Source organism: Nocardiopsis sp. NPDC050513, from assembly GCF_044457925.1.
Taxonomy (GTDB): Bacteria; Actinomycetota; Actinomycetes; order Streptosporangiales; family Streptosporangiaceae; genus Nocardiopsis.
Genome location: NZ_JBITHK010000013.1, coordinates 107,362 through 130,886, shown reverse-complemented (window position 1 = coordinate 130,886; position 23,525 = coordinate 107,362). Strand labels below are relative to the sequence as shown.

18 protein-coding genes and 1 pseudogene are annotated in these 23,525 nt (G+C 72.4%); 4 read left to right on the top strand and 15 right to left on the bottom strand.

Annotated features, from left to right (window positions below):
- Positions 1-12: 12 nt before the first annotated feature.
- From ACIBFB_RS21915 to ACIBFB_RS21890, 6 genes are read right to left on the bottom strand one after another with little or no spacing between them, the layout of a single operon-like run.
- A complete protein-coding gene (locus ACIBFB_RS21915; RefSeq protein WP_397232947.1) occupies positions 13-837 on the bottom strand; it encodes a glutamate ABC transporter substrate-binding protein in 825 nt (274 codons plus the stop codon).
- A gap of 13 nt (positions 838-850) precedes the next feature.
- Positions 851-2,287, bottom strand: a complete 1,437-nt coding sequence (locus tag ACIBFB_RS21910) for a hypothetical protein (protein ID WP_397232945.1) — start codon at positions 2,285-2,287, stop codon at positions 851-853.
- Between the two features lie 6 nt (positions 2,288-2,293).
- The gene (locus tag ACIBFB_RS21905) at positions 2,294-2,905 is read right to left on the bottom strand and encodes an FHA domain-containing protein (RefSeq protein ID WP_397232943.1); all 612 of its coding nucleotides are present in this window, start codon (positions 2,903-2,905) and stop codon (positions 2,294-2,296) included.
- Positions 2,889-4,238 carry a protein phosphatase 2C domain-containing protein gene (locus ACIBFB_RS21900; protein ID WP_397232941.1) on the bottom strand — a complete coding sequence of 450 codons (1,350 nt, stop codon included), beginning with the start codon at positions 4,236-4,238 and terminating at the stop codon, positions 2,889-2,891. Before ACIBFB_RS21900 ends, ACIBFB_RS21905 begins: the two co-directional genes overlap by 17 nt.
- 17 nt (positions 4,239-4,255) lie before the next feature.
- The gene (locus tag ACIBFB_RS21895) at positions 4,256-6,796 is read right to left on the bottom strand and encodes a tetratricopeptide repeat protein (protein ID WP_397232939.1); all 2,541 of its coding nucleotides are present in this window, start codon (positions 6,794-6,796) and stop codon (positions 4,256-4,258) included.
- Entirely contained in the window at positions 6,793-8,019 is a 1,227-nt protein-coding gene (locus ACIBFB_RS21890; protein ID WP_397233071.1) for a hypothetical protein, read from the bottom strand. Before ACIBFB_RS21890 ends, ACIBFB_RS21895 begins: the two co-directional genes overlap by 4 nt.
- A 227-nt stretch (positions 8,020-8,246) precedes the next feature.
- Between ACIBFB_RS21890 and ACIBFB_RS21885 the strand changes: the two genes are divergently transcribed.
- The gene (locus ACIBFB_RS21885; RefSeq protein WP_397232936.1) at positions 8,247-8,561 is read left to right on the top strand and encodes a putative quinol monooxygenase; all 315 of its coding nucleotides are present in this window, start codon (positions 8,247-8,249) and stop codon (positions 8,559-8,561) included.
- A 228-nt stretch (positions 8,562-8,789) separates the two neighbouring features.
- On the opposite strand, the pseudogene ACIBFB_RS21880 reads toward ACIBFB_RS21885, so the two are convergent.
- The 4 genes and pseudogenes from ACIBFB_RS21880 to ACIBFB_RS21865 form a co-directional block, all read right to left on the bottom strand.
- Positions 8,790-9,422: pseudogene (locus ACIBFB_RS21880) on the bottom strand (HdeD family acid-resistance protein); the annotation flags it as partial.
- 176 nt (positions 9,423-9,598) lie between these two features.
- A complete protein-coding gene (locus ACIBFB_RS21875; protein WP_397232934.1) occupies positions 9,599-10,888 on the bottom strand; it encodes a citrate synthase in 1,290 nt (429 codons plus the stop codon).
- A 760-nt stretch (positions 10,889-11,648) separates the two neighbouring features.
- Positions 11,649-13,271, bottom strand: a complete 1,623-nt coding sequence (locus ACIBFB_RS21870; RefSeq protein WP_397232932.1) for a peptide chain release factor 3 — start codon at positions 13,269-13,271, stop codon at positions 11,649-11,651.
- Between the two features lie 138 nt (positions 13,272-13,409).
- The gene (locus ACIBFB_RS21865; protein WP_397232929.1) at positions 13,410-14,168 is read right to left on the bottom strand and encodes a TetR/AcrR family transcriptional regulator; all 759 of its coding nucleotides are present in this window, start codon (positions 14,166-14,168) and stop codon (positions 13,410-13,412) included.
- 178 nt (positions 14,169-14,346) lie between these two features.
- On the opposite strand from ACIBFB_RS21865, the gene ACIBFB_RS21860 reads away from it, so the two are divergent.
- On the top strand, positions 14,347-15,501 hold the full coding sequence (locus ACIBFB_RS21860) for an acyl-CoA dehydrogenase family protein (RefSeq protein WP_397232927.1): 1,155 nt from the start codon (positions 14,347-14,349) through the stop codon (positions 15,499-15,501).
- A gap of 71 nt (positions 15,502-15,572) precedes the next feature.
- Here ACIBFB_RS21860 and ACIBFB_RS21855 read toward each other — a convergent pair whose 3' ends face one another.
- Together ACIBFB_RS21855 and ACIBFB_RS21850 are read right to left on the bottom strand one after the other, a co-directional pair.
- Positions 15,573-16,376: an NAD-dependent epimerase/dehydratase family protein gene (locus ACIBFB_RS21855; protein WP_397232925.1), complete on the bottom strand. Its 804-nt coding sequence runs from the start codon at positions 16,374-16,376 to the stop codon at positions 15,573-15,575.
- Between the two features lie 124 nt (positions 16,377-16,500).
- Complete coding sequence (locus tag ACIBFB_RS21850; protein WP_397232923.1) at positions 16,501-16,740, bottom strand: hypothetical protein; 240 nt, start codon at positions 16,738-16,740, stop codon at positions 16,501-16,503.
- A 181-nt stretch (positions 16,741-16,921) separates the two neighbouring features.
- On the opposite strand from ACIBFB_RS21850, the gene ACIBFB_RS21845 reads away from it, so the two are divergent.
- Positions 16,922-18,112, top strand: coding sequence for a sensor histidine kinase (locus tag ACIBFB_RS21845; protein ID WP_397232921.1), 1,191 nt, complete (start codon positions 16,922-16,924; stop codon positions 18,110-18,112).
- Complete coding sequence (locus ACIBFB_RS21840) at positions 18,109-18,798, top strand: response regulator (protein ID WP_397232919.1); 690 nt, start codon at positions 18,109-18,111, stop codon at positions 18,796-18,798. Before ACIBFB_RS21845 ends, ACIBFB_RS21840 begins: the two co-directional genes overlap by 4 nt.
- 119 nt (positions 18,799-18,917) lie before the next feature.
- On the opposite strand, the gene ACIBFB_RS21835 is transcribed toward ACIBFB_RS21840, so the two are convergent.
- The 3 genes from ACIBFB_RS21835 to ACIBFB_RS21825 all read right to left on the bottom strand — a co-directional run bounded on the left by ACIBFB_RS21835 (position 18,918) and on the right by ACIBFB_RS21825 (position 23,305).
- The gene (locus ACIBFB_RS21835; protein WP_397232917.1) at positions 18,918-20,666 is read right to left on the bottom strand and encodes a serine/threonine-protein kinase; all 1,749 of its coding nucleotides are present in this window, start codon (positions 20,664-20,666) and stop codon (positions 18,918-18,920) included.
- A gap of 258 nt (positions 20,667-20,924) precedes the next feature.
- Positions 20,925-22,022 carry a cytochrome P450 gene (locus tag ACIBFB_RS21830; protein WP_397232915.1) on the bottom strand — a complete coding sequence of 366 codons (1,098 nt, stop codon included), beginning with the start codon at positions 22,020-22,022 and terminating at the stop codon, positions 20,925-20,927.
- On the bottom strand, positions 22,019-23,305 hold the full coding sequence (locus tag ACIBFB_RS21825; RefSeq protein ID WP_397232913.1) for a cytochrome P450: 1,287 nt from the start codon (positions 23,303-23,305) through the stop codon (positions 22,019-22,021). Before ACIBFB_RS21825 ends, ACIBFB_RS21830 begins: the two co-directional genes overlap by 4 nt.
- Between the last annotated feature and the right edge of the window lie 220 nt (positions 23,306-23,525).

Sequence of the window (23,525 nt, the reverse complement as noted above, 5' to 3'; positions counted from 1 at the left end):
GGGCCACCACCGTCACGGGCACCCCTCGAACTGGGGAACGCTCGTGACGAGGTCCAGGCCGGTCTCCCCGAACCACTCGTCCAACAGTTCCGCGGCGGTTCCGTCCTGGTACATCTCGCTGATCGCCTTGTTGACCGCCTCGCACGCGCGCACGTCGCCGTGCGGCAGCCCGACCCCGTACTTCTCCTCGGTGAACGGGTTGTTCACCAGTCGGAAGGCGTGCGGGGACTGCGCGAGGAAGCCCGCGAGGATCAGGTTGTCCGTGGACATCGCGTCCACCTCCCCGTCGCGCAGGGCGTCGACGCAGTCGCCGTAGCTGGGGGCGTCCGTCTGCTCGACCTCGATCCCGAGCCCCTCGGTGATCCGCCGCGCCGAGTTGGACCCGCGCCCCTGGCAGAGCCTGCGCCCCTCCAGGTCGCGCACGTCGTCGATGTCGGTGTCCTCCGCACGGACGAGCAGATCCTGTTGGGCCACGTAGTACGGACCGGCGAAGGTCACCTCGGTCTTGCGGGCCTGGGTGATCGAGTAGGTCGCCACGATGATGTCCACCTCACCGCTGATCAGCAGGTCCTCACGCTCGGCGGAGGTCACCCCGACCAGTTCGACCTGGTCGGGGGAGTAGCCCAGGCGCTCGGCGATGTCGTGGGCGACGTCGACGTCGAATCCGGTCAGCTCTCCGTCGGGCCCCCGCAGACCGGTGCCGGGCTGGTCGTACTTGACCCCCACGGTGATCGTCTCCAGGTCGAGCACCGAGGCCTCGTCGCCCAGCGCGACGGCGCAGCCGCTCATCCCCAGCACGACGGCGGCCGCCGCGGCGGGGCCGGTGGTCAGCCTCATTCCCGTTCCTCTCTCAGCGGTACTCGGCCAGCCGCGGACGGACCCCGAGCCCGACCAGGGCGAGCAGGGCCAGGGTGAACGCGGGGAGCCCCCACCGCCACGGGTCCAGCACCCTGTCACCGCGGGCGATGCCCTCGGTGAACGCGCCGCGGTGCAGGTCGCTCAGCCCGTCCAGGGCCGCGACGTAGGCGGGGAAGGCGCCGTCCCGGGAGTCGGCGATGGCCATGCGCGTGCCGATGGCGGCGGCCAGGTCGCCCTCACTGGCGGACGCACGGAGTTCGCGGTCCTGCGCGTGCAGCCGGCCGTAGGTCCGGAGCACCTCGGCGAGGGCGTCCTCCTGGCCGGGCAGCAGTGATTCCTGCGCCTGTTCGCCCAGGTAGCCGAGCGTGCCCGGATCGTCGTCGTCCGGACCGTCCGCCCCCGGCAGGTCGGGGTAGGCGGCGGCGACCTCGTCGACCGCCGTGTAGTACTGGCCGAGGTTCTCGGCGGGCCGGAAGAGCACCTGCTGGGCGCGTTCCAGGTACACCTGCTGGTAGCTGTCCGCGAGTTCGGGGTCGCCGAGGTAGCGGCTCTGGTCGGCCTGCATGTCGGTGGCGATCGCACCGGCGCGGGCGAGCGCCATCGTGGCGTCCAGCCCCTGCTCCTTGGCGTCGTGCTGGTGGCCGATGCTGACCTCCAGGGTGAGGACCACGCCGACGGTGAGCGCCACGACCCCCAGGGTCGCGCACAGGAGGGGGAGGTTGAACCGGCGGCGGAACCGCACGCGCAGGTAGAGCTGGAGCGCCACCAGCGCCGCGGTGGCGGCGACACCGACGGCTCCGACCGACAGCAGTCCCCGCACGACCGCCAGTTGCCCCTCCTCGTGGTTCTGCCGGACGATCGCCGAGGAGTCCAGGCCGAGGTTGAACGCCTTGGGCAGCAGTTCGGTGTGCATCAGCTGTGTGGCGTGCCGGTACTCCTCCAGTGCGTCCCCGTCCAGTCGGCCGGGCGGGGCATCGGCCCGGTCGTTGAGCAGGAGGGCGCGGGAGGCGAGCCGCTCGTAGGCGCCCATCCCGTCGAGCACCGCCTCGACGTTGCGCTCCTCCACGCTGTCGCCCTCGGTGAGCGAGGCGGCCTGGAGCAGCGCCTCGTTGGCCCGCAGGCGGCTGGCCTCGAACCGCTCCAAGGCGTCCGCGCGCCCCGACCCCAGGTCGTGGTCGGTCCCCATGAGCAGGACGTCGGCCATGCGCGCGTCCATGTCGGCCAGGTCCAGGTACAGCTCGGTGGTGGCCATGGCACGCGGACCGGCGTCGCGGCCGAGTACGTCGAGACCGTCGCGGGCCTCGGTCAGGGCGGCGTGCGACGACGCGAACAGACCCGCGATCGCCGCGGCGCACAGCACGGTCATCGCCCACACCCGGGCCGGAGTGGAGTTCAGGAGACGGCGGGCGCCCGCCCTGGCGGCGGTCACCGCGCCTCACCCCTTCTGGACGATGATGACGGTCCACGCGCCGACGTAGATCCGATCGCTGTCATTCAGGGGAACCTCCACGTTACGGGGGATGGGGTTGGTGGCTCCGTTGATCGTGGTCCCGTTGGTCGACCCCGGGTCGAGGAGGGACCAGGAACCGCCGGAGGCGGGCACCAGGATCGCGTGGAGCTGGGAGATCGCGGGGTCTCCCTCCGGCCCGCCGAGGTCGATCTCGGGGGTGAAGCCGCGGCTGACGCTGCGTCGGCCGATGTGCATCCGCTCGCCCTGGAGCATGACGCGGCGCTGCTGGTACCGCGACGGGAACGGGAGCCGCTCGGCGTCGAGCCTGCCCTCGTTCACCAGGTACTGGTAGTAGGCGGGGTCGGCGGTCACGACCGCCCGCCACGGCACGCCGTGGACCGGACCGTGCGGGCCGGAGCGCCGACGGTCGCCGCCGGTGCGCGAGGCGAAGTCGAACCCGCACTCCTCGCAGAACCGGCCGGTGCGGGACGTGCCGCAGTCGGGGCACGGGCCGCCCCGGGGTTCGCTACGACCGTGCGGGTAGGGGTTCAGGAGGCGGTGCTGCGGCCTGTCGGGGTGGTCAGGCCTGTCCCGCACGAGGGCCACCACCTCCGGGCACGGGTATGACGACGACGGTGATGTTGTCCTTGCCGCCCGCCTCGAGGGCGAGGTCGACGTAGCGGCGGGCGGCCTCCCGTGGCGCCGTACCCGCGCCGGGGACAGCGGCCGCCAGGTCGACGGCCTCCGGGTAGTAGTTCCACAGGCCGTCCGTGCACAGGACGACGGCGCCGGGCCCGGTCGGGGTGACGGTGGACACGTGCGCGTCGATCTGTCCGGAGTCGGCTCCCATCCAGGCGACGAGGGCGTGCGCGTTCGCCGAGCGCATCGCCTCCTCCCTGGAGAGCATCCCCATCTGCACCATGGCCTCGCTCCAGGAGTCGTCCCTGGTGAGGAGGGCGGAGGCACTGGCGGAGGGGCCTCCGGAGAGCCAGTAGGCGCGGCTGTCCCCGACCCAGCCGACGGTGACGGCGCCGGTGTCGGGGCGCACGACGGCGGAGACGAACGTGCAGGCCGGCGCGGAGCGCGGCGAGTCGGCGATCGCCGCGACGGCACGGGCGGCCTCGGTCATCGCCGCACCGGTCGCCCTGCGCGGGTCCTCGCCCCGGAGCACCTGTTCGGCGAGTACCGCCACGCCGGCCTCGGCGGTGACCCGGGAGGCCTCGTCGGAGCGGGGTGAGCTGGACACGCCGTCGCAGACCACGGCCACGACCGCGCCGGGGGCGTGGGGGGCGTCGGCGGGCAGGACCCGGACGCCCAGGGCGTCCTCGTTGCGTCTGTGCCGCAGCCCCCGGTCGCTGACGCCGACCGCTCCTGGCGCGCACACCTCGACGTGGTCGCGTCCCCTGGGCTGGAGCCTGCCGCACGATGCGCAGAAGCCGGTGCGGACCCGCCCCGGGCACCACGAGCACAGCTCGGGGTTGGTGGGCTTGACCGGCACGCTGCCGGTGGCCGGCGGCGGCCAGGCCGGGACGGTCGGGGCGGACGTCGCGGTCCGGCTCCCGGACCGGGCGGGGCCGGCCGACCTGGCGGGCTCGGAGGACAGGCTCGGCCCTCCGGATCCGGAGGGGACGGAGTCCCGCCGCATCGGCTGGGTGGCCAGCGCGTCGGGCACCGGGGGCGTGGCCCCGGACAGGCTGACCTGCGGGGCGGTGGGGGGGCCGTCCTCGGGGACCAGACCGGGCCGTCCGTCGTGCTCGGGTCCGGGGGTCGCTCCCGACAGGCTCACCTGGGGGGCGGTGGGCACCGAGTCGGGGTTCTCGACGGACGTGTCCCCGATGCCGCCCGGAAGGGTGCGTCCGCACCCCTCGCAGAAGCTGTCACCGGCGGCCGCTCCGTCGGCGCAGGCAGGGCAGGTCCGTACCTTGGACATCGCTGTTCCTTCGATCCTCACAGCAGGGTCACCGGTCGTAGGGAGTTGGCCTTGTCGACGAGTTCACGGCGTTCGCGCGCCGATGCGGCGCGGTAGGCCATCGCACGGTAGCGGCGCTCCAGGTTGGCGCGGACGCCGTTCTCCGAGAGCGGCGCGCCGAGCAGCACCCGGTCGGCGGGCGCGCGACCGCCCCCGCCGAGCCAGACCAGGACGTTCTCCAGGACCCGGACCGCCAGCCGGTCGGTGGACTCGCCGTCCAGGCCGAGCCGGTCCAGACGCTGTCCGGCCTCCAGGAAGTCCTTCGCGTCCGCGGATCCGTGGCGCGCGGACAGCACGGACACCAGTGCGGTCTGGGCGTGGACGTACTGGCTGGAGAGTTCGGGCACGGAGTCCAGGACCCGGATCGCCTCCGCCCGGTCGTCCTGGGCCAGGCGGATCCGCGCCAGGCCGAACGCCGCGCTGACGAAGGAGTGGTCGGTGTTCCAGACCGTCCGGTACTGGCGGGCGGCGGTCGCGTGGTCGCCGATCCGCTCGCTGGCGATGGCCAGGCCGAGCTTGGGCGCGCTCTCCCCCGGAAGGTGGTCGTAGATCCGGTCGAAGAGGTCGCGGGCCCCCTCGAAGCGGCCGGTGCTCAGCTCGGCGACCGCGAGGTACCAGTCGGTGCGCCAGTCGTCCGGGGCCGCCTCGCTGAACCGGTGCAGCGCGTCCATCGCCTCGGCGTGTCGGCCCGCCGTGATGAGCGCGCGGCACAGCAGGAGCTGCGTCGCCGGGGAGGGCGCGGCCATGCCCTGGAGGATGGGGACCAACTCGTCCGCGGACAGGGCGGAGAACCCGCGCAGGTGCTGCGCGGCCGGGTCCGCGGGGTCGATCTGGGGCTTGGGCAGGAGCGCGGCGGCCTCGGTCGGCGAGGGCGGGGTGAGCAGCCGGTCGGCGTCGATCGCGCCGACGTCGGTGGCGCCGAGCGTGTTCTCCCCGCCGAACTGGGAGGAGGGCGCCGGGTGCGGTGTGCCGTCGAGCTCGGACAGCACCTCGCGCAGGACGCCGGTGAGCTGGTCGGACATGTCCTCGGCGTGGTGGAAGCGCTTCCTGGGCTCGGCGTGCGTGCTGCGGCGCAGCAGGCGGTCGAAGGACTCGTGCCGCACGAGCAGCGGCACCGTCGCCCTGGGCGGGAGCGTGTGCTGGTGCTCGCGCTTGGCGTCGAACCGGAAGCTGAGCACGGCCAGCGTCCGGCCGACGGAGTAGAGGTCGGAGCTGACGGAGGGACCCGGCGAACGCAGCTCGTCCTCCGGGACCCGGTAGCCGGGGGTGGAGTAGACGTGGCTGGAGGTGTCGTCCATGCGCCGGACGCCGCCGAGGTCGATGAGCTTGATCTGCTCCTCGCTCTGCATGACGTTGTCGGGCTTGAAGTCGCAGTAGAGCAGGCCCTTGCCGTGCAGGTGGCTCAGGGCGCGCAGGCTCTCCAGCCCGAAGGCGATGACCTGGTCGACCGGTAGGACCTCGTCCCCGGCGCCCCGTTCGCGGCGCTCCATGAGCAGCTGCCGCAGCGACTTGCCGCCGACGTACTCCATGACGATGTGGCCGGACGGGATCCCGCTGTCCGGGTCGGGGTGCTGGGAGAAGTTGATGATCTTGACGATGTTGGGGTGCTCGACCTCCGACAGGAACGCGCGTTCCGCGGCGGCGGCCCTGTGCGCCGCGGCGTCCCCCGCGTTGAGCAGCCCCTTGAGCACGACCCAGCGGTCGTTGACGTTGCGGTCCCGGGCGAGGTAGATCCACCCGAGCCCGCCGTGGGCGATGCAGCCGAGCACCTCGTACTGCCCGCCGACCAGATCGCCCGGGGAGAGCTTGGGGGTGAAGGAGAAGCGCGTGCCGCAGCTCCTGCAGTACCCCTCGGTGCGGCCGGGCCGCCCGTCCCTGGAGCGGCCGACCCGATCGCCGCAGGACCCGCACAGGCGGTTGTGCTCGGCGACGACGGGGCGGGACAGGACCGCCTCGGTGGGATCGCGGTAGGGGACGAGGGGCACCTGGACCATGCCCATCCCGAGCATGCCGCGCGCGGAACGACGGCTCGTCCGCGCCGACCCCGGGCCGGTGCCGCGCACACGGTTGATGCCGACGGTGCCACTGGGTCGGTAGCGACCGGAGATGCGGACGTTGTCGAAGAGCGGGTGGGACTCCACGGGGTTGTCGTCGGTCCGGTCCGCGTCGGAGGAACCGGAGGTGAGCCACCGTTCGACGACGCCGTCGGGGGGTTCGGAGTGCGCCCCGGTGCGCGGCGCCGGAACCCCGGGCGCCGGAACCCCGGGCTGCGGAGCCCCGGGCTGCGAAGCGTCGGGCGGCGGAGCGTCGACGGGACCGTCTTGGGGAGGGGGCGCGTCGGCGACCGACCGCGCCTCGGGCGGGGGTACGCGCGGCACCGGCTGGGTCGCGGGGGACGGCTCCAGGGGGACCATCCGCGTCCGGGCGTGGAGCGCGTCGTCGCCCCGGGTCCGTCCGCACACGCCGCACCGGCCGTCCTGGATCCCGCCGTCGCAGCTGGGTTCCGCGCACATGGTCATCTCGTCACACCACCATCGCTCCCGCCCTCCGGCGCCCAGGCGCCGGAGGCGGTTCCGTCGTCGGGGAAGTCGGCGCCGGACGTCTCCTGGAGCGCCCTGAGGTAGGCGGCCAGGGAGACGGTCGCGGCACGCAGGTCACAGGGCACCCGCCACAGTTCCCAGTGCGCCGCGCCGTGCAGCTCGGTGAGCCGGCGGTCCCCGGTCAGCCCGAGGCGGACGGCGCGGGCGCGGTAGGCGTCCAGGCGGCCGCGCAGCTCGGCGCGGCGCTCCAGCAGGCGGGTGAGGTTGACCTCGCGCTCGCGGGCGTCGTCGGTGGCGTCGTGGATCGCGCGTTGGAGCACGCCCAACCGGGCGCCGAGATCGCGCCAGCGCTCCTGGGCGCGCAGGGTGTCCAGGTCCGCGACGGCGGCGCTGAGCGCGGGAACCGGGTCGTGGACGTCGACCGGGGCGGGCGCGGAGACCTTGGCGAGGACCTGCTCGCGCAGGATCCGGGTGCGCTGGACGATGCGCCCGACGTCGTCGACGGCGAAGCGGAGGCGTTCGACGTTCTCGTGGTAGGAGTCGCGCATGCGCAGGGCGTCGCGGAGTTCGCCCCGGGTGCCGTCCAGCAGAACGCGCAGTCGCTCGATCTCGCTGGTGACCACGTGGCCGTCCACGACCAGGGACAGCGGGTCGCGGTGGATGGTCTCCTCCACCCCGGACAGCTCGGCCCGCAGGTCCTCGTGCGCCTCCTCGGGGATTCCGACCATGTCGGAGTAGGTGCCGATGTCGCGCCACATGGACTCCAACTCGGCGAGCCGGGGCCGGAGCGCGTCCCCGGCGGTCTCGACGGCGGAGACCGCCTCGGTGACCTCCTCGTAGTCGGCCGTCGCCCGGGCGATCGCCTCGGCGAGGGTGATCCGCTCGCCGGGAGCGTCGCCGCCGGGCAGGACCACCGACGGTCCGTCGAGGAGCCGGGTCAGCGTGCACGGGGTGTCCGGATCCGCGGAGGCGCGCAGGTCGGCGGCGCGGTCGACCACGGCCCGGAGGGCGGCGTACACCGTCCACAGGCTGTGGACGCGGACCTCCGCCTCCTCCCAGCGCCGCCGGGTGCGCCCGACCAGGTCCGCCGACCCCACCGTCCGGTGGCGGCCGTCGCGGTCGAGGTCCCTGCACTGGAGTGCGATCCGGTCGGCCTCACCGCGCACGCGGTCGAGCGCGTGGTCGATGCCCTCCCAGCTCATCGGAGGCATCCGTGCCCCTGGTGCGCTCCCCACCTTCCGTACCACTCCCCATGTCACCCGCCCACGCTCCACGCAGGCGTGAACGGCCCAGTGCTCCCGGTGTCTGGGTACGAGTCTGGCGGGAGGGCTCCCGAACCACAAGGGCGTCCGGGCGTTCGGCCGCCAGCGGTCACCGCGGGACGTAGTCTCGCATGCACCACCGCCGCCCCGCGAACATCGGAGGAAGCGTGACCGACCGCGCCGTGTCCCTGGTCGTCTCCGTCCGCGTCCGCCCTGGCCGCCGCGACGCCTTCGTCGCCGGGATCACCCGCAACGCCACAGCCGCGGTACGCGACGAGGCGGGGTGCCTGCGGTTCGAGGTCGCCCAGGACGCGGGGGACCCCGACCTGTTCTGGGTCTACGAGGTGTTCGCCGACGAGGAGGCGCTCCGGGCGCACCGACGCGCACCGCACTTCCTCGCCTGGCGGGAGGAGAAGGCCGACCTCGTCGTCCCCGGCAGCCAGGTCGACCGTCTCGGCACGCGTGTCGTGACCGGCGGCTGACGGGGACCGTCGCCACACACCGTGCCGCGCGACGTCCCGACGCCTCGCTGCGTTGTCAGCGGTCGCGAGGACCTCGCCCGGTCGTCCGCTGTGCGGCACCGCGAAGCTCGCGGAGCCGGGCACGGTAGGGGCGCTCCTCCTTCGGCCCCGCGAACGCCGGACCGGACCCCCCGCCCGCGGCGGGCGGCATCCCCGGAAGACGTCCTACGGATTCGCGACCGGGCCGGGCGGTTCGTCGCCCTCGTCGGGCCCCGGCCCCTCGGAGTCGGGCTCCTCCCGCACGCGGTTCCCGGGCGGGGCGAAGGCCTCGGCGACACCGCGCAGCCGGAACCCGGCCACCGCGAGCACCACGCCGAAGATGATCGCGTAGACACCCACGACCAGCACGATCACCTGTGCGCCCTCCAGGGGCCAGAACCACAGCAGCAGACCGAAGATGACCGACAGGGCGCCCACGAAGATGAGCAGCCACTCGGAACTGATGTGCGCCCGCAGACGGACGGCGGTCACGATCTCGGCGACGCCCGTCACCACCGCCCACACGCCGATCACGAACACCAGCGCGATCACCGCGACCATCGGCCAGATCAGCGCGATCAGACCCATGATGACGCTCAGCACCGCCTGGATGACCAGCGAGGCACGGGTGCCGGGCGACGCGCGGAACGCGGCGTACCCGAGGGCACAGCCGTCGACGAGCGCGAAGGCACCGAAGACCACCGCCAGGGCGATCAGGGTCAGCCCCGGCCACAGCAGCGCGACCAGACCGAAGATCACGGCGGCGACGCCGCGCAGGACCACCACCCACCAGTTCCGGCTCATCTCGCCGAGCATGTCGCCGGCCAACGCGTACCGGACCATCGCTGCCTCCCGAGTCCCTCGCGGTCGCCCGTGGTCACGGGACCTTCAGGATGCAACTTCCCCGGGGCGCGCGCCCCGACGACAGATGACGGGCAAAATGCCTGGCAAGGGACGGTACGGGCCGGACACGACGACGCCCGCCCCCGGCGTCGGGAGCGGGCGCGGCGGTCGCGGGATCAGCCCTGGCCGGGGTAGCGGCGCTCGCTGGAACCGATGTAGTGCTGACGCGGGCGCGCGATCCGGAAGGCCGGGTCGTGCAGCTGCTCGCGGTAGTGGGCGACCCACCCGGGCAGGCGGCCCAGGGCGAACAGCACGGTGAACATGTTGGTCGGGAAGCCCATCGCCCGGTAGATGACGCCGGTGTAGAAGTCGACGTTCGGGTAGAGCTTGCGCTCGGTGAAGTAGGAGTCGGCGAGCGCGGCGGCCTCCAGCTTGAGGGCCAGCGAGAAGAGCTCGTCGGGGTTCTCGTGGTTGTCGAGGATCTGGCTGGCCAGACCCTTGATCTCCTTGCTCCGCGGGTCGAAGTTCTTGTACACGCGGTGCCCGAAGCCCATCAGGCGGACCTCGCGGGCCTTCACGCGCTCCAGGAAGTCCTCGATGCTGGTGCCCGAGTCGCGGATCTCCTCGAGCATCTCCAGCACGGCCTGGTTGGCGCCGCCGTGGGACGGGCCGGACAGGGCGTTGATGCCCGCCGCGACGCTGGCGAAGATGTCGGCCTGGGAGGATCCGACCACGCGCACGGTCGCGGTCGAGCAGTTGAGCTCGTGGTCCGCGTGCAGGATGAGCAGGAGGTCGACGGCCTTGCCGAACAGGTCGCCCAGCTCGCCGTCGGCGGAGTCGTCGCCGAAGGTCATCCGGATGAAGTTCTCGACGTAATCGAGGGAGGCGTCCGGGGCGATCGGCTTCTCGCCGATGGAGTTGCGGTAGATGCGGGCCGCGATCGTCGGCAGCTTGGCCAACAGCCGGATCGTGGCGAGCTCCACCTGGTTCTCGTCGGACGGGTCGACGCTGTCGGCGTAGTAGGCCGCGAGCGTGTTGACGGCGCTGGCCATCAGCGACATCGGGTGGCCGTTGCGGGGCATCGCGTCGATGAACGTGCCCATCTCGGCCGGGATGTCCGCGTTCTCGCGCAGCTTGTCGGAGAACTCCTTGAGCTGGCCGGGCTCGGGCAGCTCGCCGTAGATCACCAGGAAGGCGACCTCGAGGAAGCTGCTGCCCACGGCCAGGTCCTGGATCGGGTAGCCGCGGTAGCGCAGGATGCCCGCGGCCCCGTCGATGTAGGTGATCTTCGAGCTACACGAAGCGGTGTTGCCGAACCCCGGATCCAGGGTGGTCATACCGGTCGACCCCAGCAGGGTCTTCAGCTCGATGGTGCGCTCACCCTCGGAGCCGGTGAACACCGGCAGCTTCAGCACGCCGCCCTCGTAGTGGAGCTCCACCGTGCGCTCTTTGTCGTCTTCGCTCATGCCCGAGGTCAACCTTTCCAGGCGGGGGATACGTGAGGTGCGTCAGACGCGGGGCGGTCCGCCGCCGCGTTCTTGATTCACTCGTTATTGTTCTGTTTTGTTAAACGACGGTTAAGCAAAATCATATAAGTTTCACCGATTCACGAACAGGTGACATGCAACACATACCCACATGTGGGCAGAATTACCGCACGGTGAAGATTTCCAAACTTTGCCGAACGTCGATTACTCCGTGATCGCCCTGAGGCGTCGCGGACGGCACCGGGGGTTCCCCGATGGCGCCCAGCCTCCTGTGCCGGTCCCCTGAGCACTCCGCCACCCACCCCGAACCGGGGCCGTCCGGGCACCCTTCACAGATGTGGACAGGTCCCCCGAAGCCCGGTGCGACGGGGTGTCCGTTCGCGCCCTAGTGGCCTTCCCTCAGAGTACCTTCGCCCTGATCACGGGCGTTGAGGAGGGGTGCCGACAGCGCGGTGATCTTGACCTCTGTGCGGTTCCGCGCAACCCCGTCCATCACTCTGGCCACACGAGAGCGCGCCCACCGTGTTCGGCGGTGGTACGGGCGGCACGTGAGTTCACACCTTCCCCGGCGGGCACACGGCGACGCGGTAAACGGCGTGCCGCCCGGGAGCCCGAGCCGGAATCCACCGGAAGTCGACGCGCCGTCAACGGCATTCACCGGGAGTCAACGGAAGGGACAGGAGTTCCCACAATGGCCGCGACGAAACCCGCCCGTGACACAGTTCTTGTCACAGAAGGGTTACTCTTCCTCGACGCCTCCGGCCAGCAGCGGCTCCATGAACAGACCGGGATGATCGCGCTCGATCACCCGCAGCCGCCACTTGTTGTGCACCAGCACCAGCAGTTCCCCGTCACCCCGCCGGCGCAGCACCTCCGCCCCGGACAGGGCGTGCAGCTCCGGCGCGGACTCGGCGTCCGTGCGGCGCGCCACCGAGTAGTCCAGCGGCGAGGTCTCGATCGGCGACCGGAACTCCTGCTCCATCCGGTGCTTGACCACGTCGAACTGCAGCGGGCCCACCGCCGCCAGCACGGGGGCCTGCTCGCCGCGCACGTCCGAGGTGAGCACCTGGACCACGCCCTCGGCGTCCAGCTGGGCGATCCCGCGTTGGAACTGCTTGTACTTGCCCGCGTCCACGGCCCGCGCGACCACGAAGTGCTCCGGGGCGAAGCTCGGGATCGCCGGGTAGGTCACCTTCGGCCCGTCGTAGAGGGTGTCCCCCACCGCCAGCGCCTGGGCGTTGACCAGCGCGATCACGTCGCCCGGGAAGGCCACGTCGATCGTGGACCGGTCAGCGCCGAAGACCGCCTGGGTGTACTTGGTGGCAAACGGGCGCCCGGTGGGCGCGTGGGTGAGCACCATCCCCCGCTCGAAGCGGCCCGAGGAAACCCGCACGAACGCCATCCGGTCCCGGTGGTTCTTGTCCATGTTGGCCTGCATCTTGAACACCTGGCCCGAGAACGGCGCCTCCACCGGACGCGGCTCGTCCTTGGCGTCGGACTTGGGCGCGGGAGCGGGCGCCAGGCGCACGACCGTGTCCAGCAGCTGGCCCACGCCGAAGTTGGGCAGGGCCGCACCGAACAGCACCGGGGAGGACTCCCCGGCCAGGAAGGACGCCTCGTCGTAGTCGGCGCCGAGGGCCTGGAGGAGTTCGATCTCCTCCCGCGCGCGCTCCCACTCCGCGCCCTCGGTCCGCGCCGCCGCGTCGGCGTCGAGGACCTCCTCGATCGCCTTGTGCGCGCCGCCGGGCGTGCGGGTCATCTTGGTGTAGGACCCGCTGGAGCGGTCGATCAGGCCGCGGAAGTCACCGGCGATGCCGACCGGCCAGTTCAGCGGGGTCGGCCGCAGCCCGATCCGCTGCTCGATCTCGTCCAGCAGCTCCAACGGCTCGCGGCCCGGGCGGTCCCACTTGTTGACGAACGTGATGACCGGCATCCTCCGCGCCCGGCACACGTCGAACAGCTTCAGCGTCTGCGGCTCCAGGCCCTTGGCCGAGTCCAGCAGCATGATCGCGCAGTCCACCGCGGACAGGACGCGGTAGGTGTCCTCGGAGAAGTCGGCGTGGCCGGGGGTGTCCAGGAGGTTGAGGACCCGGTCGGAGTAGTCGATGCGCAGCGCGGCGGAGGTGATGGAGATCCCGCGGTCCTGCTCCATCTGCATCCAGTCGGAGGTGACGCCCCTGCGGTCGCCCTTGCCGTGGACGGCGCCGGCGGAGGAGATCGCGGCCGCGTGCAGGGCGAGCGCCTCGGTGAGCGTGGACTTGCCGGCGTCGGGGTGCGAGATCACCGCGAAGGTGCGACGGCGTCCCGCCTCGCGCCCGACCTCGGCCTCCTGCCGTGTCGTGTTCGCCTGATCTACGCTCATTCCCGCTGCCCGTCCCGCGTCCGTCCTACATCTCGGCCCCGTCCAGAGTACGCCCGCCGGAGGAGCTTCCGGTCCGCCCTGTGGACGACCCGCGCGCCGCCCGGGGAATCGCCCCGCTTCGTCCGGTGGGCGGGCGCGTCACGTCGTCCGTCGCGGGTCCCGCACCGCCGCCGTGATCCGGCGCAGGAGCTCGTCGCGGCCGGTGTCACTCGGGTAGACCGCGACCAGCACGCTCTCCCCCGCGGCCCCCTCCCCCGGATCCCCGGTCTCCCGCCGTTCCGGCGTGTCGAGCACGCTCTCGGCCGTGCGCCGCACCAGCTCCGTCGCGGCGTCGAACCGCGCCCACACCTCCCGGGGGTCCTGGTCGGGAGCGCGCAGCCAGGACCGCAGCACGTGGTTGTGCGCGGCGATGAGGGACGCGGCCACCACACCGGCCTCCAGGGACTGGCGCTCCCCCCGGTCGGCGGCCAGGTACCGGCTGAACGCCGCCTGGTAGCGGGCGGTCATGGCCACCTCCCGGTCGCGCAGCCTGGGGTGGGCGCGCACGAGCCGGTAGCGGGGCACGGTGATCTCCGGGTCGCGCAGGTAGCCCTGGAGGACCAGCCGGGCGGCCGCGCAGACCGAGCTGAGCGGGTCGTCGGGGGAGGCGTCCAGGTAGCAGACGACGGTGGAGAAGAGCTCGTCGTGCTCGGCGAAGAGGATGTCCTCCTTGGAGCCGAAACGGCGGAACAGGCTGCGGCGGCTGACCCCCGTGGCGGCGGCGATGCCCTCCATGGTGGTGGCGTCGAAGCCGTCGTCGGTGAAGAGCCGGACCGCTGCGAGCACCACCTCGCGTGTGTCCGTGCGCGACGCGCCACCGCGCGCCTCGGCACGCTCCCGCGCCCCCGCCCCCGCCATGCGTCCACCCCCTCCGCCTCTCGACCTGGTCCGTCCCGTCCGGAGGACATCCAGAAGGTATCCGACCTCGGCGGTGTACTTCGCCCCGTTCACCCCCTACCCTGGCACTGGATGCCATACACCGGCACGCGGTGCCAAGGGCCGGGACGTCGGGACGCCACCGGAGAGGGAACGTGACATGAGCGACTTCGACCTGTTCAAGACCACCGAGGAGCACGAGGAGCTGCGCGCGGCCGTGCGCGCGGTCGCCGAGGACAAGATCGCCCCGCACGCCGCGGAGGTCGACGAGACCAGCTCCTTCCCCCAGGCGGCGCACGACGCCCTGGTCGCCACCGACTTCCACGCCCCGCACATCGCGGAGGAGTACGACGGCGTGGGCGCCGACGCGCTGGCGACCTGCATCGTCATCGAGGAGGTCGCCCGCGCGTGCGCCTCCTCCTCGCTCATCCCCGCGGTCAACAAGCTCGGCACGATGCCGCTGATCCTCGGCGCGTCCGAGGAGGTCAAGCGGCGCTACCTGCCCGAGGTGGCCAGCGGCGAGGCGATGTTCTCCTACGGCCTGTCCGAGCGCGAGGCCGGTTCCGACACCGCGAGCATGCGCACCCAGGCCGTGGCCGACGGCGACGACTGGATCCTCAACGGCCAGAAGTCGTGGATCACCAACGCCGGGGTGAGCCGGTACTACACGGTCCTGGCCGTGACCGACCCCGAGGGCCAGCGCGGCCGCAACATCTCGGCCTTCGTCGTGCACACCGACGACGAGGGCTTCACCCTGGGCGAGCCGGAGCGCAAGCTCGGCATCAAGGGCTCCCCCACGCGTGAGCTGTTCTTCGACAACGTCCGCCTCCCCGGCGACCGCATCGTCGGCGCCCCCGGCGAGGGCCTCAAGATCGCCCTGCGCACCCTCGACCACACCCGTGTCACCATCGGCGCACAGGCCGTCGGCATCGCCCAGGGCGCCCTGGACCACGCCGTGGCCTACGTCAAGGAGCGCAGGCAGTTCGGCAAGGCCGTCGCCGACTTCCAGGGCGTGCAGTTCATGCTGGCCGACATGGCGATGAAGTTGGAGACCGCCCGCCAGATGGTCTACGTCGCGGCGGCCAAGTCCGAGCGCGGCGACGACGACCTCGCCTTCTACGGCGCCGCCGCCAAGTGCTTCGCCTCCGACGCCGCCATGGAGATCACCACCGACGCCGTGCAGCTGCTGGGCGGCGCGGGCTACGTGAAGGACTTCCCGCTGGAGCGCATGATGCGCGATGCCAAGATCACCCAGATCTACGAGGGCACCAACCAGATCCAGCGCCTGGTGATGGCCCGCCAGCTGCTCAAGTAGGCCGCAGGAACGACGAAGGCCCCGGGCGTCGCGTCACCTCGGGTGGAGGAAGCGGAGCGCCCGGGCTCCGGTCACACCGTGGACTCGCGGACGAAGCGCTCCATCGGGATGGGGTCGCGGCCCAGCACGGCGCGCACGTCCTCGGTGACCTCGGCGGCTCCGCCCGCGACGGCGGCGGCGAACCGCTCGTTGAGCGTGTCGACGTAGCGCTCGCCCCAGCCCCGGTCGGTCGCCCGGAAGTAGAACCGCGACTCGTCCACCGTCTTGAACCGCCACACCGGGCTGTCGGTGCCCTTCGTCATGCGCACCACCTCGCGGAACGTGAGCGCCTGCGGCCCGGTCAGCGTGTACTCCTTGCCGTGGTGGTCCTCCAGCAGGGCTGTGACCGCCGCGTTGGCGACGTCCCGCGCGTCCACGAAACTGACCGCCGTCCGCTTCGTGACCGGCAGTTCGAGCCTGCCGTTCCGGGCCCGCGCCATGCGGGCGAAGTCCCCCTCGGTGAGGTCCTGGTCGAGCCAGTTGGAGCGGAGCACGGTCCACCGCGGGAACCGCCGCTTCGCCCTCTCCTCGACCACTCCCTGGTCGGACGCGGCTCCGGCGCCCATGCAGGACAGGACGACGGCGTTGCCCACCCCCGCCTCTGCGGCCCGGTCCAGGAACCCCGCAACGCGGTTCCCCAGTCCGCTGCCCGTCGGCGTCACCACGAAGACGCTGTCCACTCCGTCGAGGACGTCGTCCCAGCCGGACGTGTCCGTCCAGTCCAGGCGGGTCTCGGCGGTCCGCGAAGCCCCCGCCGCGGCCAGCCCGCGGCGGCGCAGCTCGGACAGAACGCGTCTGCCCACCATCCCGGTGGCTCCGGTGACGAGTGTGCTCATCGGGTCGACCCCCACGATCGGTTCGCTCCGGGGGCGCCCCCGTCGGTGTCCGCGCCCCCGCGTGGGCCCCACGGTACCGACCGGTCCGCGCCACGCGTAACGTCCCAGTTCCGCGGGGTGTCCCTCAGTGACGGCGGTGCGGGGCGAGCGCCTCCGCGGCCAGGACCGTGACAGCGCCGACGACCGCCACCGCGAGGTTGGCGAAGAGGGCGTACTCGCTGAGCAGCGCGACGTTCGGGATCACGAACCGGTTGAACGAGTTCAGGACGACCCCGAAGAACGGCTGGTACCACAGGTGGTCGATCGCACCGCTCACGCCGATGAGGAGGACGAGCACGCCGGTGCCCTGGAGGATCTTGCGCATGGGACCGACGCTAGGCGCCGCGGCCCCGCATGCGCATCGGCCGTCCGTGCCGTGCGGCACCCGCGGAAGGCGGTTCCCGGCGGGACCGCCGCGCGACCAAAGTATGGCGTCCGCCGACGGAGGTCCCCGGCTCACGCGCGTCGCGCCCCCGCCGCCCCGGCGAACCGTAGACTCCGGGGCGATGGACGCTTCCACCACCCCCGGACGGCGACGACGGCGTAGAGCGCGCGACTGGTTCGTCGATCTGACGATGTTCCTGTTCGCCGTCGGGTTCGGGCTGATGGTCGCCGTCGGCTTCGGCGAGTCCCCGCACGCGCCGAGCTTCCGGGAGTACGGACCCGACCTGCCCGTCTGGTTGTCGGTCACCGAACAGCTCGTCGCGTTCGCGGGCTGTGTGACGCTGTGGTGGCGGCGCCGGTGGCCGGTGGAGCTGACGGTGGTCCTGGTCGCGGTCGCGGCGCTGACCCCGCTCGCCGCCGGGGCGATGCTCGTCGCCCTGTTCTCCCTGGCCGTGCACCGACCGCCGCGGGTCAGCCTGTCGGTGTTCGGGCTCGCCGTGGTGTCCTCCCTCGTCAACGCGTGGATCTGGCCCGACCCGACCGTGCCGCTGTTCGTCAACTTCCTGCTGGGGGTTGCGATCCAGGGCGCCGTCACCGGGTGGGGGCTGACCGTCCACCACCGGCGCAAGCTCGTGGAGTCGCTGCGCGACCGGGCGGTGCACGCGGAGGCCGAGGCGCGGCTGCGGGCGGAGCAGGCGCAGCACCAGGTCCGCGAGGCCATCGCCAGGGAGATCCACGACGTTCTGGGCCACCGCCTGTCCATGCTCAGCGTGCACGCCGGCGCCCTGGAGTACCGACCCGACGCCTCCCCCGAGGAGGTCGCCCGCTCGGCGTCGGTGATCCGCGAGAGCGCCCACCAGGCGCTCCAGGACCTGCGGGAGGTCATCGGCGTGCTGCGTGCGCCGGTGGGCGAGCTGCCCCAGCCCACCATGGCCGACCTGCCCCAACTCGTCGAGGAGGCCGACGACGTCGGCGCCCGGGTGGAGCTGGTGCGCGAGTACGACGGCACGGTCCCCGAACGGGTGGGCCGGACCGCCTACCGGGTGGTCCAGGAGGCCCTGACCAACGTCCGCAAGCACGCGCCCGGCGCCGACACCCGGGTGCGCGTGGCGGGCGGCCCCGGCCGGGGGCTGACGGTGCAGGTGCGCAACGGCCCCGCGACCGCCGCCCGCCCGCCCCGACTGGTCGGCGGCGCGGGGCAGGGGCTCGTCGGGCTGACCGAACGCGTGTCGCTCGCGTCGGGCCGTCTGGAGTACGGGCCGGCCGACGACGGTGGCTGGCTCCTGTCGGTGTGGCTACCGTGGCCAGCATGAGCGAGACGGAGCAGGGCGCCCGGGAGATCGGCGTGGTCATCGTCGACGACGACGCGTTGGTGCGGGTGGGCCTGGTGATGATGCTGGGCGGCGCACCCGACATCCGGGTCCTGGCGGAGGCCGAGGACGGCGGGCAGGTGCTCGACCTGGTCGACGAACACGCCCCGGACGTGGTGCTGATGGACATCCGCATGCCGACGGTGGACGGCCTCACCGCCACCGAACGCCTGCGGGCCCGCCCGGACCCGCCGGAGGTGCTCGTCCTCACCACCTTCGACGCCGACGAGCACGTGCTGCGCGCCCTGCGCGCGGGGGCCGCCGGGTTCCTGCTCAAGGACACACCGCCCGCGCAGATCGTCGAGTCCGTCCGCCAGGTGGCGCGCGGGCTGCCCGTCCTGTCCCCCGCCGTGACGCGCCGCCTGATCGACCGGGTGGCCGCCAGCGACCACGACGAGCGCGCCGAGCGGGCGCGGGAGCGGCTCTCCGCGCTCAACGCCCGTGAACTGGAGGTGGCGGTGGCGGTGGGCCAGGGGCGGTCCAACGCCGACATCGCGGCGCGGCTGTTCCTCAGCGTGCCGACGGTCAAGACGCACGTGTCCAGCATCCTCACCAAGCTCGACCTCAACAACCGCGTCCAGGTCGCCCTGCTCGTCCACGACGCCCAGCTGCTCGACGGGTCGGAGTGAGCCCGGCCCGAACCCCGCACGACGACGTCTGCGCGCCGGGGCCGATGCGCCACGACGCGGCCGCTCCGGTCACGCCCGGTCACACTACCGGCGATGACAGCCCCATCCTGGGACCACGGTCACGAGGCGGGCACGAACGACTCGGCCATGCGGTCCAGGAGCGCGTGGTTGGCGTCGGGATCGTCGTTGCTGGCGACGAGGAACAGCGCGTAGCCGAAGTCCTCGGTGTGGAAGCCCCGGTTGACGGCGTGCATCCGCCCGCCGCTGCCGTCGTAGGTGAACTCCCAGTCGGCGGCGCTGACGTAGGCGTCGGCCCAGTCGGCCTCGACGTCATCGATGCCCGTGAGCGTGTATCCGGGGAAGTTCCGCCTGCCGACGGGCTCGAAGTCGCGCCAGTCGTCGCCGGCGTCCGGGTTCGGGTCGTCGGTCTGGTCCACCTGGAGGTACCCGCCGTCGGGGTTGCGGAAGAAGACGCTGGAGCCCTGCCGTTCGATCGTCCAGTTCTCGGGGACGTCGACGGAGAAGCCCGTGGAGTCCTCGTGGCGCACGAGGAAGTCCCACTCGTCCTCCTCGGCGTCCGCCTCGTCGTCCCCGCTCTCCTCGTCCTCGCCCTGGGCGGCGGCCTCGTCCGGGGCCCCGGCGTCCGGGTCCTGGGGCTCCACGGTGGCGCCGACGTCCGTGTCGTCGACCGAGCCCTCGGCCAGCCCGGCCGGGTCCTGCGGGCGGTTCATACTGATCAGGACGCTGGCGACCCCGCCGCCGAGCAGGACCACGAGCACGGCGGCGACGACGAGCACGCGCCTGCCCCATCCGGCGCCCGCCGCTGGCGCGCCCCCGGCGGGCCGCGCCTCCGGTGCGGGGACCTGCGCGGAGGACGCGGACCGGTCGGCGGCCCAGGCGACACCCGACGCGTCGCCGGCGGCTCCGGGACCGTCTGCGGTGACGGGGTCCGCGGAGTCCGTGCTCCGCGCCGTCCCCGGCTCCTCCGTGGGACGGGTGGTCGCCAGGGCGGCCGCGCCCCCGAACGCGGCGGCCTCCTCGGTGTCGCGGATCTCCCGCAGGAGGGCGCGCGCCTCGGCGATGGAGAGCCGGTCCTCCGGCTCCTTCGCGCACAGCCCCTCCAGCACCGGGCGGAGCGGGCCGGCGTTCACCGGTTCGGGCAGGTCCTGGGTGCAGATGGCGGTGAGCGTCGCCATCGGCGTGGGCCGGTCGAACGGCAGCGACCCCTCCACCGCCTGGAAGAGGGTGACGCCGAGGGCCCAGGCATCCGAGGCGGGGCTGGCCTGGAACCCCTGCGCGACCTCCGGGGCGAGGTAGCTGGGCGAGCCGATGAGCAGGCCGGTGCTGGTCAGGTGGGTGGAACCGTCCAGGTGGGCGATGCCGAAGTCGGTGAGGACCGCGCGGTCGTCCCCGGCGATGAGCACGTTGCCGGGCTTGATGTCCCGGTGGACGATGCCCCGGCCGTGCGCCTCGGTCAGTCCCGCGCCCATCTGCTCGCCGATGTCGGCGACCCTCCGCACGGAGAGCGTCCCCTCGGACCGGATGAGGTCGCCCAGGGACGGCCCCTGGACCAACTCCATGACGATCCAGGGACGGCCGTCCTCCTCGGCCACGTCGAACACCGTGATGATCGACGGATGGCTCAGCTGCGCGGCGCTGCGGGCCTCGCGGAGCATGCGGGTGCGCAGCACCTCCACCTCCTGCGCGGGGAGGCCGGGGGGCGTCGTCAGTTCCTTGACGGCGACCGGACGGTCCAGGAGGGTGTCGGTGCCCCGCCAGACCCGGCCCATGCCGCCCTCGCCGATGATCTCGTCCAGGCGGTACCGGTTGACCAGGGCACGGCCGGGTTCGGCCGCTGAGCTGTTCATCGTGGCGCGATTCCTCTGAAGGACGAGGGGAGAGGGACAGGGGGACCGCGGAGGCGGGGCGCGGCGAACGTCGGGGGACCCCATGAGTCTAGAGACCCCCGCAGGCGTCGACACCGGCGGCGACGGCTCTCCGAGGGCCACCCCACCGACCGGACGAGGAGGGCACCCCCTCTGAAATGCGACGATCCCGCAGGAAGCGGGGCGAAACCCAATTCCGCGGGATCGTGACGGCCGGGCGTGTCCCACCCTGCGCCACCCTCAGCGCAGGCGCACCGGGAGTTCCTCGACACCGGCGACGACGATCGACGGCAGCGGCCGCAACCGCTCCGGCGGCACGGCCAGGTCGAGCTTCGGGAACCGCTCGAACAGGCGCGGCAGGACCTCGACGGCCTCCATCCGGGCCAGGCTCGCCCCCAGGCAGTAGTGGCGGCCGTGGGAGAAGGCCAGGTGGGAGGTGTCCTCACGGGTGATGTCGAACTCCCCCGCCGTGGGCCCGTAGCGCTCCTCGTCCCGGCCGGCGGCGCCGTATCCGAGCAGCAGCGGTTCGCCCGCGGGGACGCGCACCCCGGCCAGGTCGAGCTCGCGCGTGGTGTAGCGCATGGGGATGTACTCACCCGGCCCGTCCCAGCGCAGGACCTCCTCGACCGCGGTGGACCAAGCCGCGCGGCCGTCCATGAGCAGGTCGAGCTGGTCACGGTGGGTGACCAGGGCGCGCACGGCGTTCGCGATGAGGTTCATCGTGGTCTCGTAGCCCGCGCTGATGATGAGCAGCAGGCTCCACATGAGTTCGCTCTCGCTGAGGCGGTCGTCCTCGTCGCGGGCGGCGATCAGCGCGGTGGTGAGGTCGTCGCCGGGTGCCTCGCGCTTGGCCGCGATCAGCCCCGTGAGGACCTCGACGATCTCCCCGAACGCCGCCATCGCGCCCTCCGGCGTGACGCTCTGGTCGAAGAACTGGCCGACCAGGCGGTCGAGCGTCGGCCGGATCGGCTGGTCGAGACCGAACAGGTCGCTGATCACCGTCATCGGCAGCGGCTGGGCGACCAGCGCCCGCAGGTCCACGACGCCGTCCTCGTCCGCCTCGGCCGCGGTCTCCAACCCGTCCAGCAGACCGTCGATGATGGCGACGACGTTCCCGCGCAGCAGCTCGATCCGGCGCGGCGTGAACGCCTTGGAGACGAGCTTGCGCAGCCGGGTGTGCTCGTCGCCGTCGCTGGTCAGCATGTTCTCGGCGATGATCCACGTGATGAGCGGCCAGTCCGGCGGGACGTCACCCGCGTTGAACGCCCGCCAGTGCCGCTTGTCCTTCTGGACGTGCGGGCTGGCGAGGGCCTCGCTGACCGCCGCGTGGCTGGTCACGATCCACGCAGCAACCTCACCAGGAAGTTCGACAGGGACGACAGGCCCGATCGAGCGGAGGTGGGCGGCTTGGGATCGGAGGTTTCCGGGAGCGAGTCGGACGGGCTCCATGAGGGTCCTTCCACATCGGTGGGGGGCAGGGGCGACTGCGGTGTGAACCGGACGGGCAGCTGGAGCGGGATACAGGACAGCGCGGTGATCTGCCAGCGCAGGTCCTCGCGCGGCACCGCCAGACGCAGTCCGGGGAGTCGGGCGAGCAGGGCGCGAAGCGCGATGCTGGTGATGGAGGTGGCCTCGTCCCGGTTCGGACAGCGGTGCGGCCCGGCGCCCCAGGCGACGTGGGCCCGGTTGGGCGCCTCCTCCAGGCGCTCCGCGTTCTCCTGGCGGTAGAAGTGGTTGGCGGCGGCGAAGCTGAGCATGACCGGCTGGCCGGCCCGGATCGTCCGGCCCCCGTCGAGGGGCACGTCGATGCGCGGGTAGATCACCGGGTAGTTGATGATCGGCGGTTCCAGCCACAGGACGCGGTCGACGAGGTCGGACAGGGCCGCGTCGGAGGGAATCCGGTCACCGGTGGCGACGGGGTCGGCGAGGGCGGACCGGACGGCGGCGCCGATGAGGTTGGCGGTGGGCTCGTTGGCGGCGCCGACGATGAGGAGCATCTGCATGATGACCTCCTCGTCGGTGAGCCCGGCGCGGTGCTGGATGAGGCGTGTGGTGACGTCGTCGCCCGGCTCGCGGTGCTTGGCGCCGACGACCTCGGACAGGGCCCGTTCGGCCTCGGCGTTGGAGCGTTCGGCGTCCACGCCCAGCCACAGGTTGCGCATGGCGGTGGCGAAGCGCACGCCCTGGTCCTCGTCGAAGCCGAAGAGTTCGTTGATGACCAGCATCGGGAGCACGCGGGCGTACTCGTTGAGCAGGTCGGCCTCGCCGCGCTCGCAGAACTGGTCGATGAGGCCGTCGGCGTAGCGGCGGGTGACCTCGCGCAGGTGCTCCTCGGTGACGGCGCCGAGGCTGTCGCTGATCGCGCGGCGGTAGCGTTGGTGCTCGGACCCGTCGGTGAAGAGGGCGTTCGTGCGGGGAGCCATCATCGGCAGCAGCGGGGAGTCGGGGTCGACGCGCCCCTCGCGGTAGTCCCGCCAGATCCGTGAGTCGTGGGTGAAGGCCGTGGTGTCGCGCGACCAGGCGATCAGGGTCTCGTAGTCGGTGACCAGCCACCCGTCGACGCCCGGTTCGAGTTCGACCGGTACCACGGGGCCGTGCTCGGCGCGCAGCTTCGCGTACACGGCATACGGGTCGGGGTGCGGTTCACTCTGCTGGAACGTGGCGTGCGGGCATCCAGATGTCACGGGGGCCTCGTGGGAGGGGAGGAGGGGAAGGGTGGCGCGCGGGGCGTGCGGGGCGGGTCTGGGTGCGGTTCCGTCCTTCGGGTCGCGAGGGCACGGCGGGGAGGTACCGCGCGGATCGGTACCGGAACCCACGCGGGGTTCCGCGCAAACCCTAGCG

Excerpts from the sequence above, each read along its gene's own strand:
- ACIBFB_RS21915 (WP_397232947.1), bottom strand. The coding sequence starts at position 837 with ATGAGGCTGACCACCGGCCCCGCCGCGGCGGCCGCCGTCGTGCTGGGG.
- ACIBFB_RS21900 (WP_397232941.1), bottom strand. The coding sequence starts at position 4,238 with ATGTCCAAGGTACGGACCTGCCCTGCCTGCGCCGACGGAGCGGCCGCC.
- ACIBFB_RS21895 (WP_397232939.1), bottom strand. The coding sequence starts at position 6,796 with ATGACCATGTGCGCGGAACCCAGCTGCGACGGCGGGATCCAGGACGGC.
- ACIBFB_RS21890 (WP_397233071.1), bottom strand. The coding sequence starts at position 8,019 with ATGAGCTGGGAGGGCATCGACCACGCGCTCGACCGCGTGCGCGGTGAG.
- ACIBFB_RS21875 (WP_397232934.1), bottom strand. The coding sequence starts at position 10,888 with ATGAGCGAAGACGACAAAGAGCGCACGGTGGAGCTCCACTACGAGGGC.
- ACIBFB_RS21870 (WP_397232932.1), bottom strand. The coding sequence starts at position 13,271 with ATGAGCGTAGATCAGGCGAACACGACACGGCAGGAGGCCGAGGTCGGG.
- ACIBFB_RS21865 (WP_397232929.1), bottom strand. The coding sequence starts at position 14,168 with ATGGCGGGGGCGGGGGCGCGGGAGCGTGCCGAGGCGCGCGGTGGCGCG.
- ACIBFB_RS21860 (WP_397232927.1), top strand. The coding sequence starts at position 14,347 with ATGAGCGACTTCGACCTGTTCAAGACCACCGAGGAGCACGAGGAGCTG.
- ACIBFB_RS21855 (WP_397232925.1), bottom strand. The coding sequence starts at position 16,376 with ATGAGCACACTCGTCACCGGAGCCACCGGGATGGTGGGCAGACGCGTT.
- ACIBFB_RS21850 (WP_397232923.1), bottom strand. The coding sequence starts at position 16,740 with ATGCGCAAGATCCTCCAGGGCACCGGCGTGCTCGTCCTCCTCATCGGC.
- ACIBFB_RS21845 (WP_397232921.1), top strand. The coding sequence starts at position 16,922 with ATGGACGCTTCCACCACCCCCGGACGGCGACGACGGCGTAGAGCGCGC.
- ACIBFB_RS21840 (WP_397232919.1), top strand. The coding sequence starts at position 18,109 with ATGAGCGAGACGGAGCAGGGCGCCCGGGAGATCGGCGTGGTCATCGTC.
- ACIBFB_RS21835 (WP_397232917.1), bottom strand. The coding sequence starts at position 20,666 with ATGAACAGCTCAGCGGCCGAACCCGGCCGTGCCCTGGTCAACCGGTAC.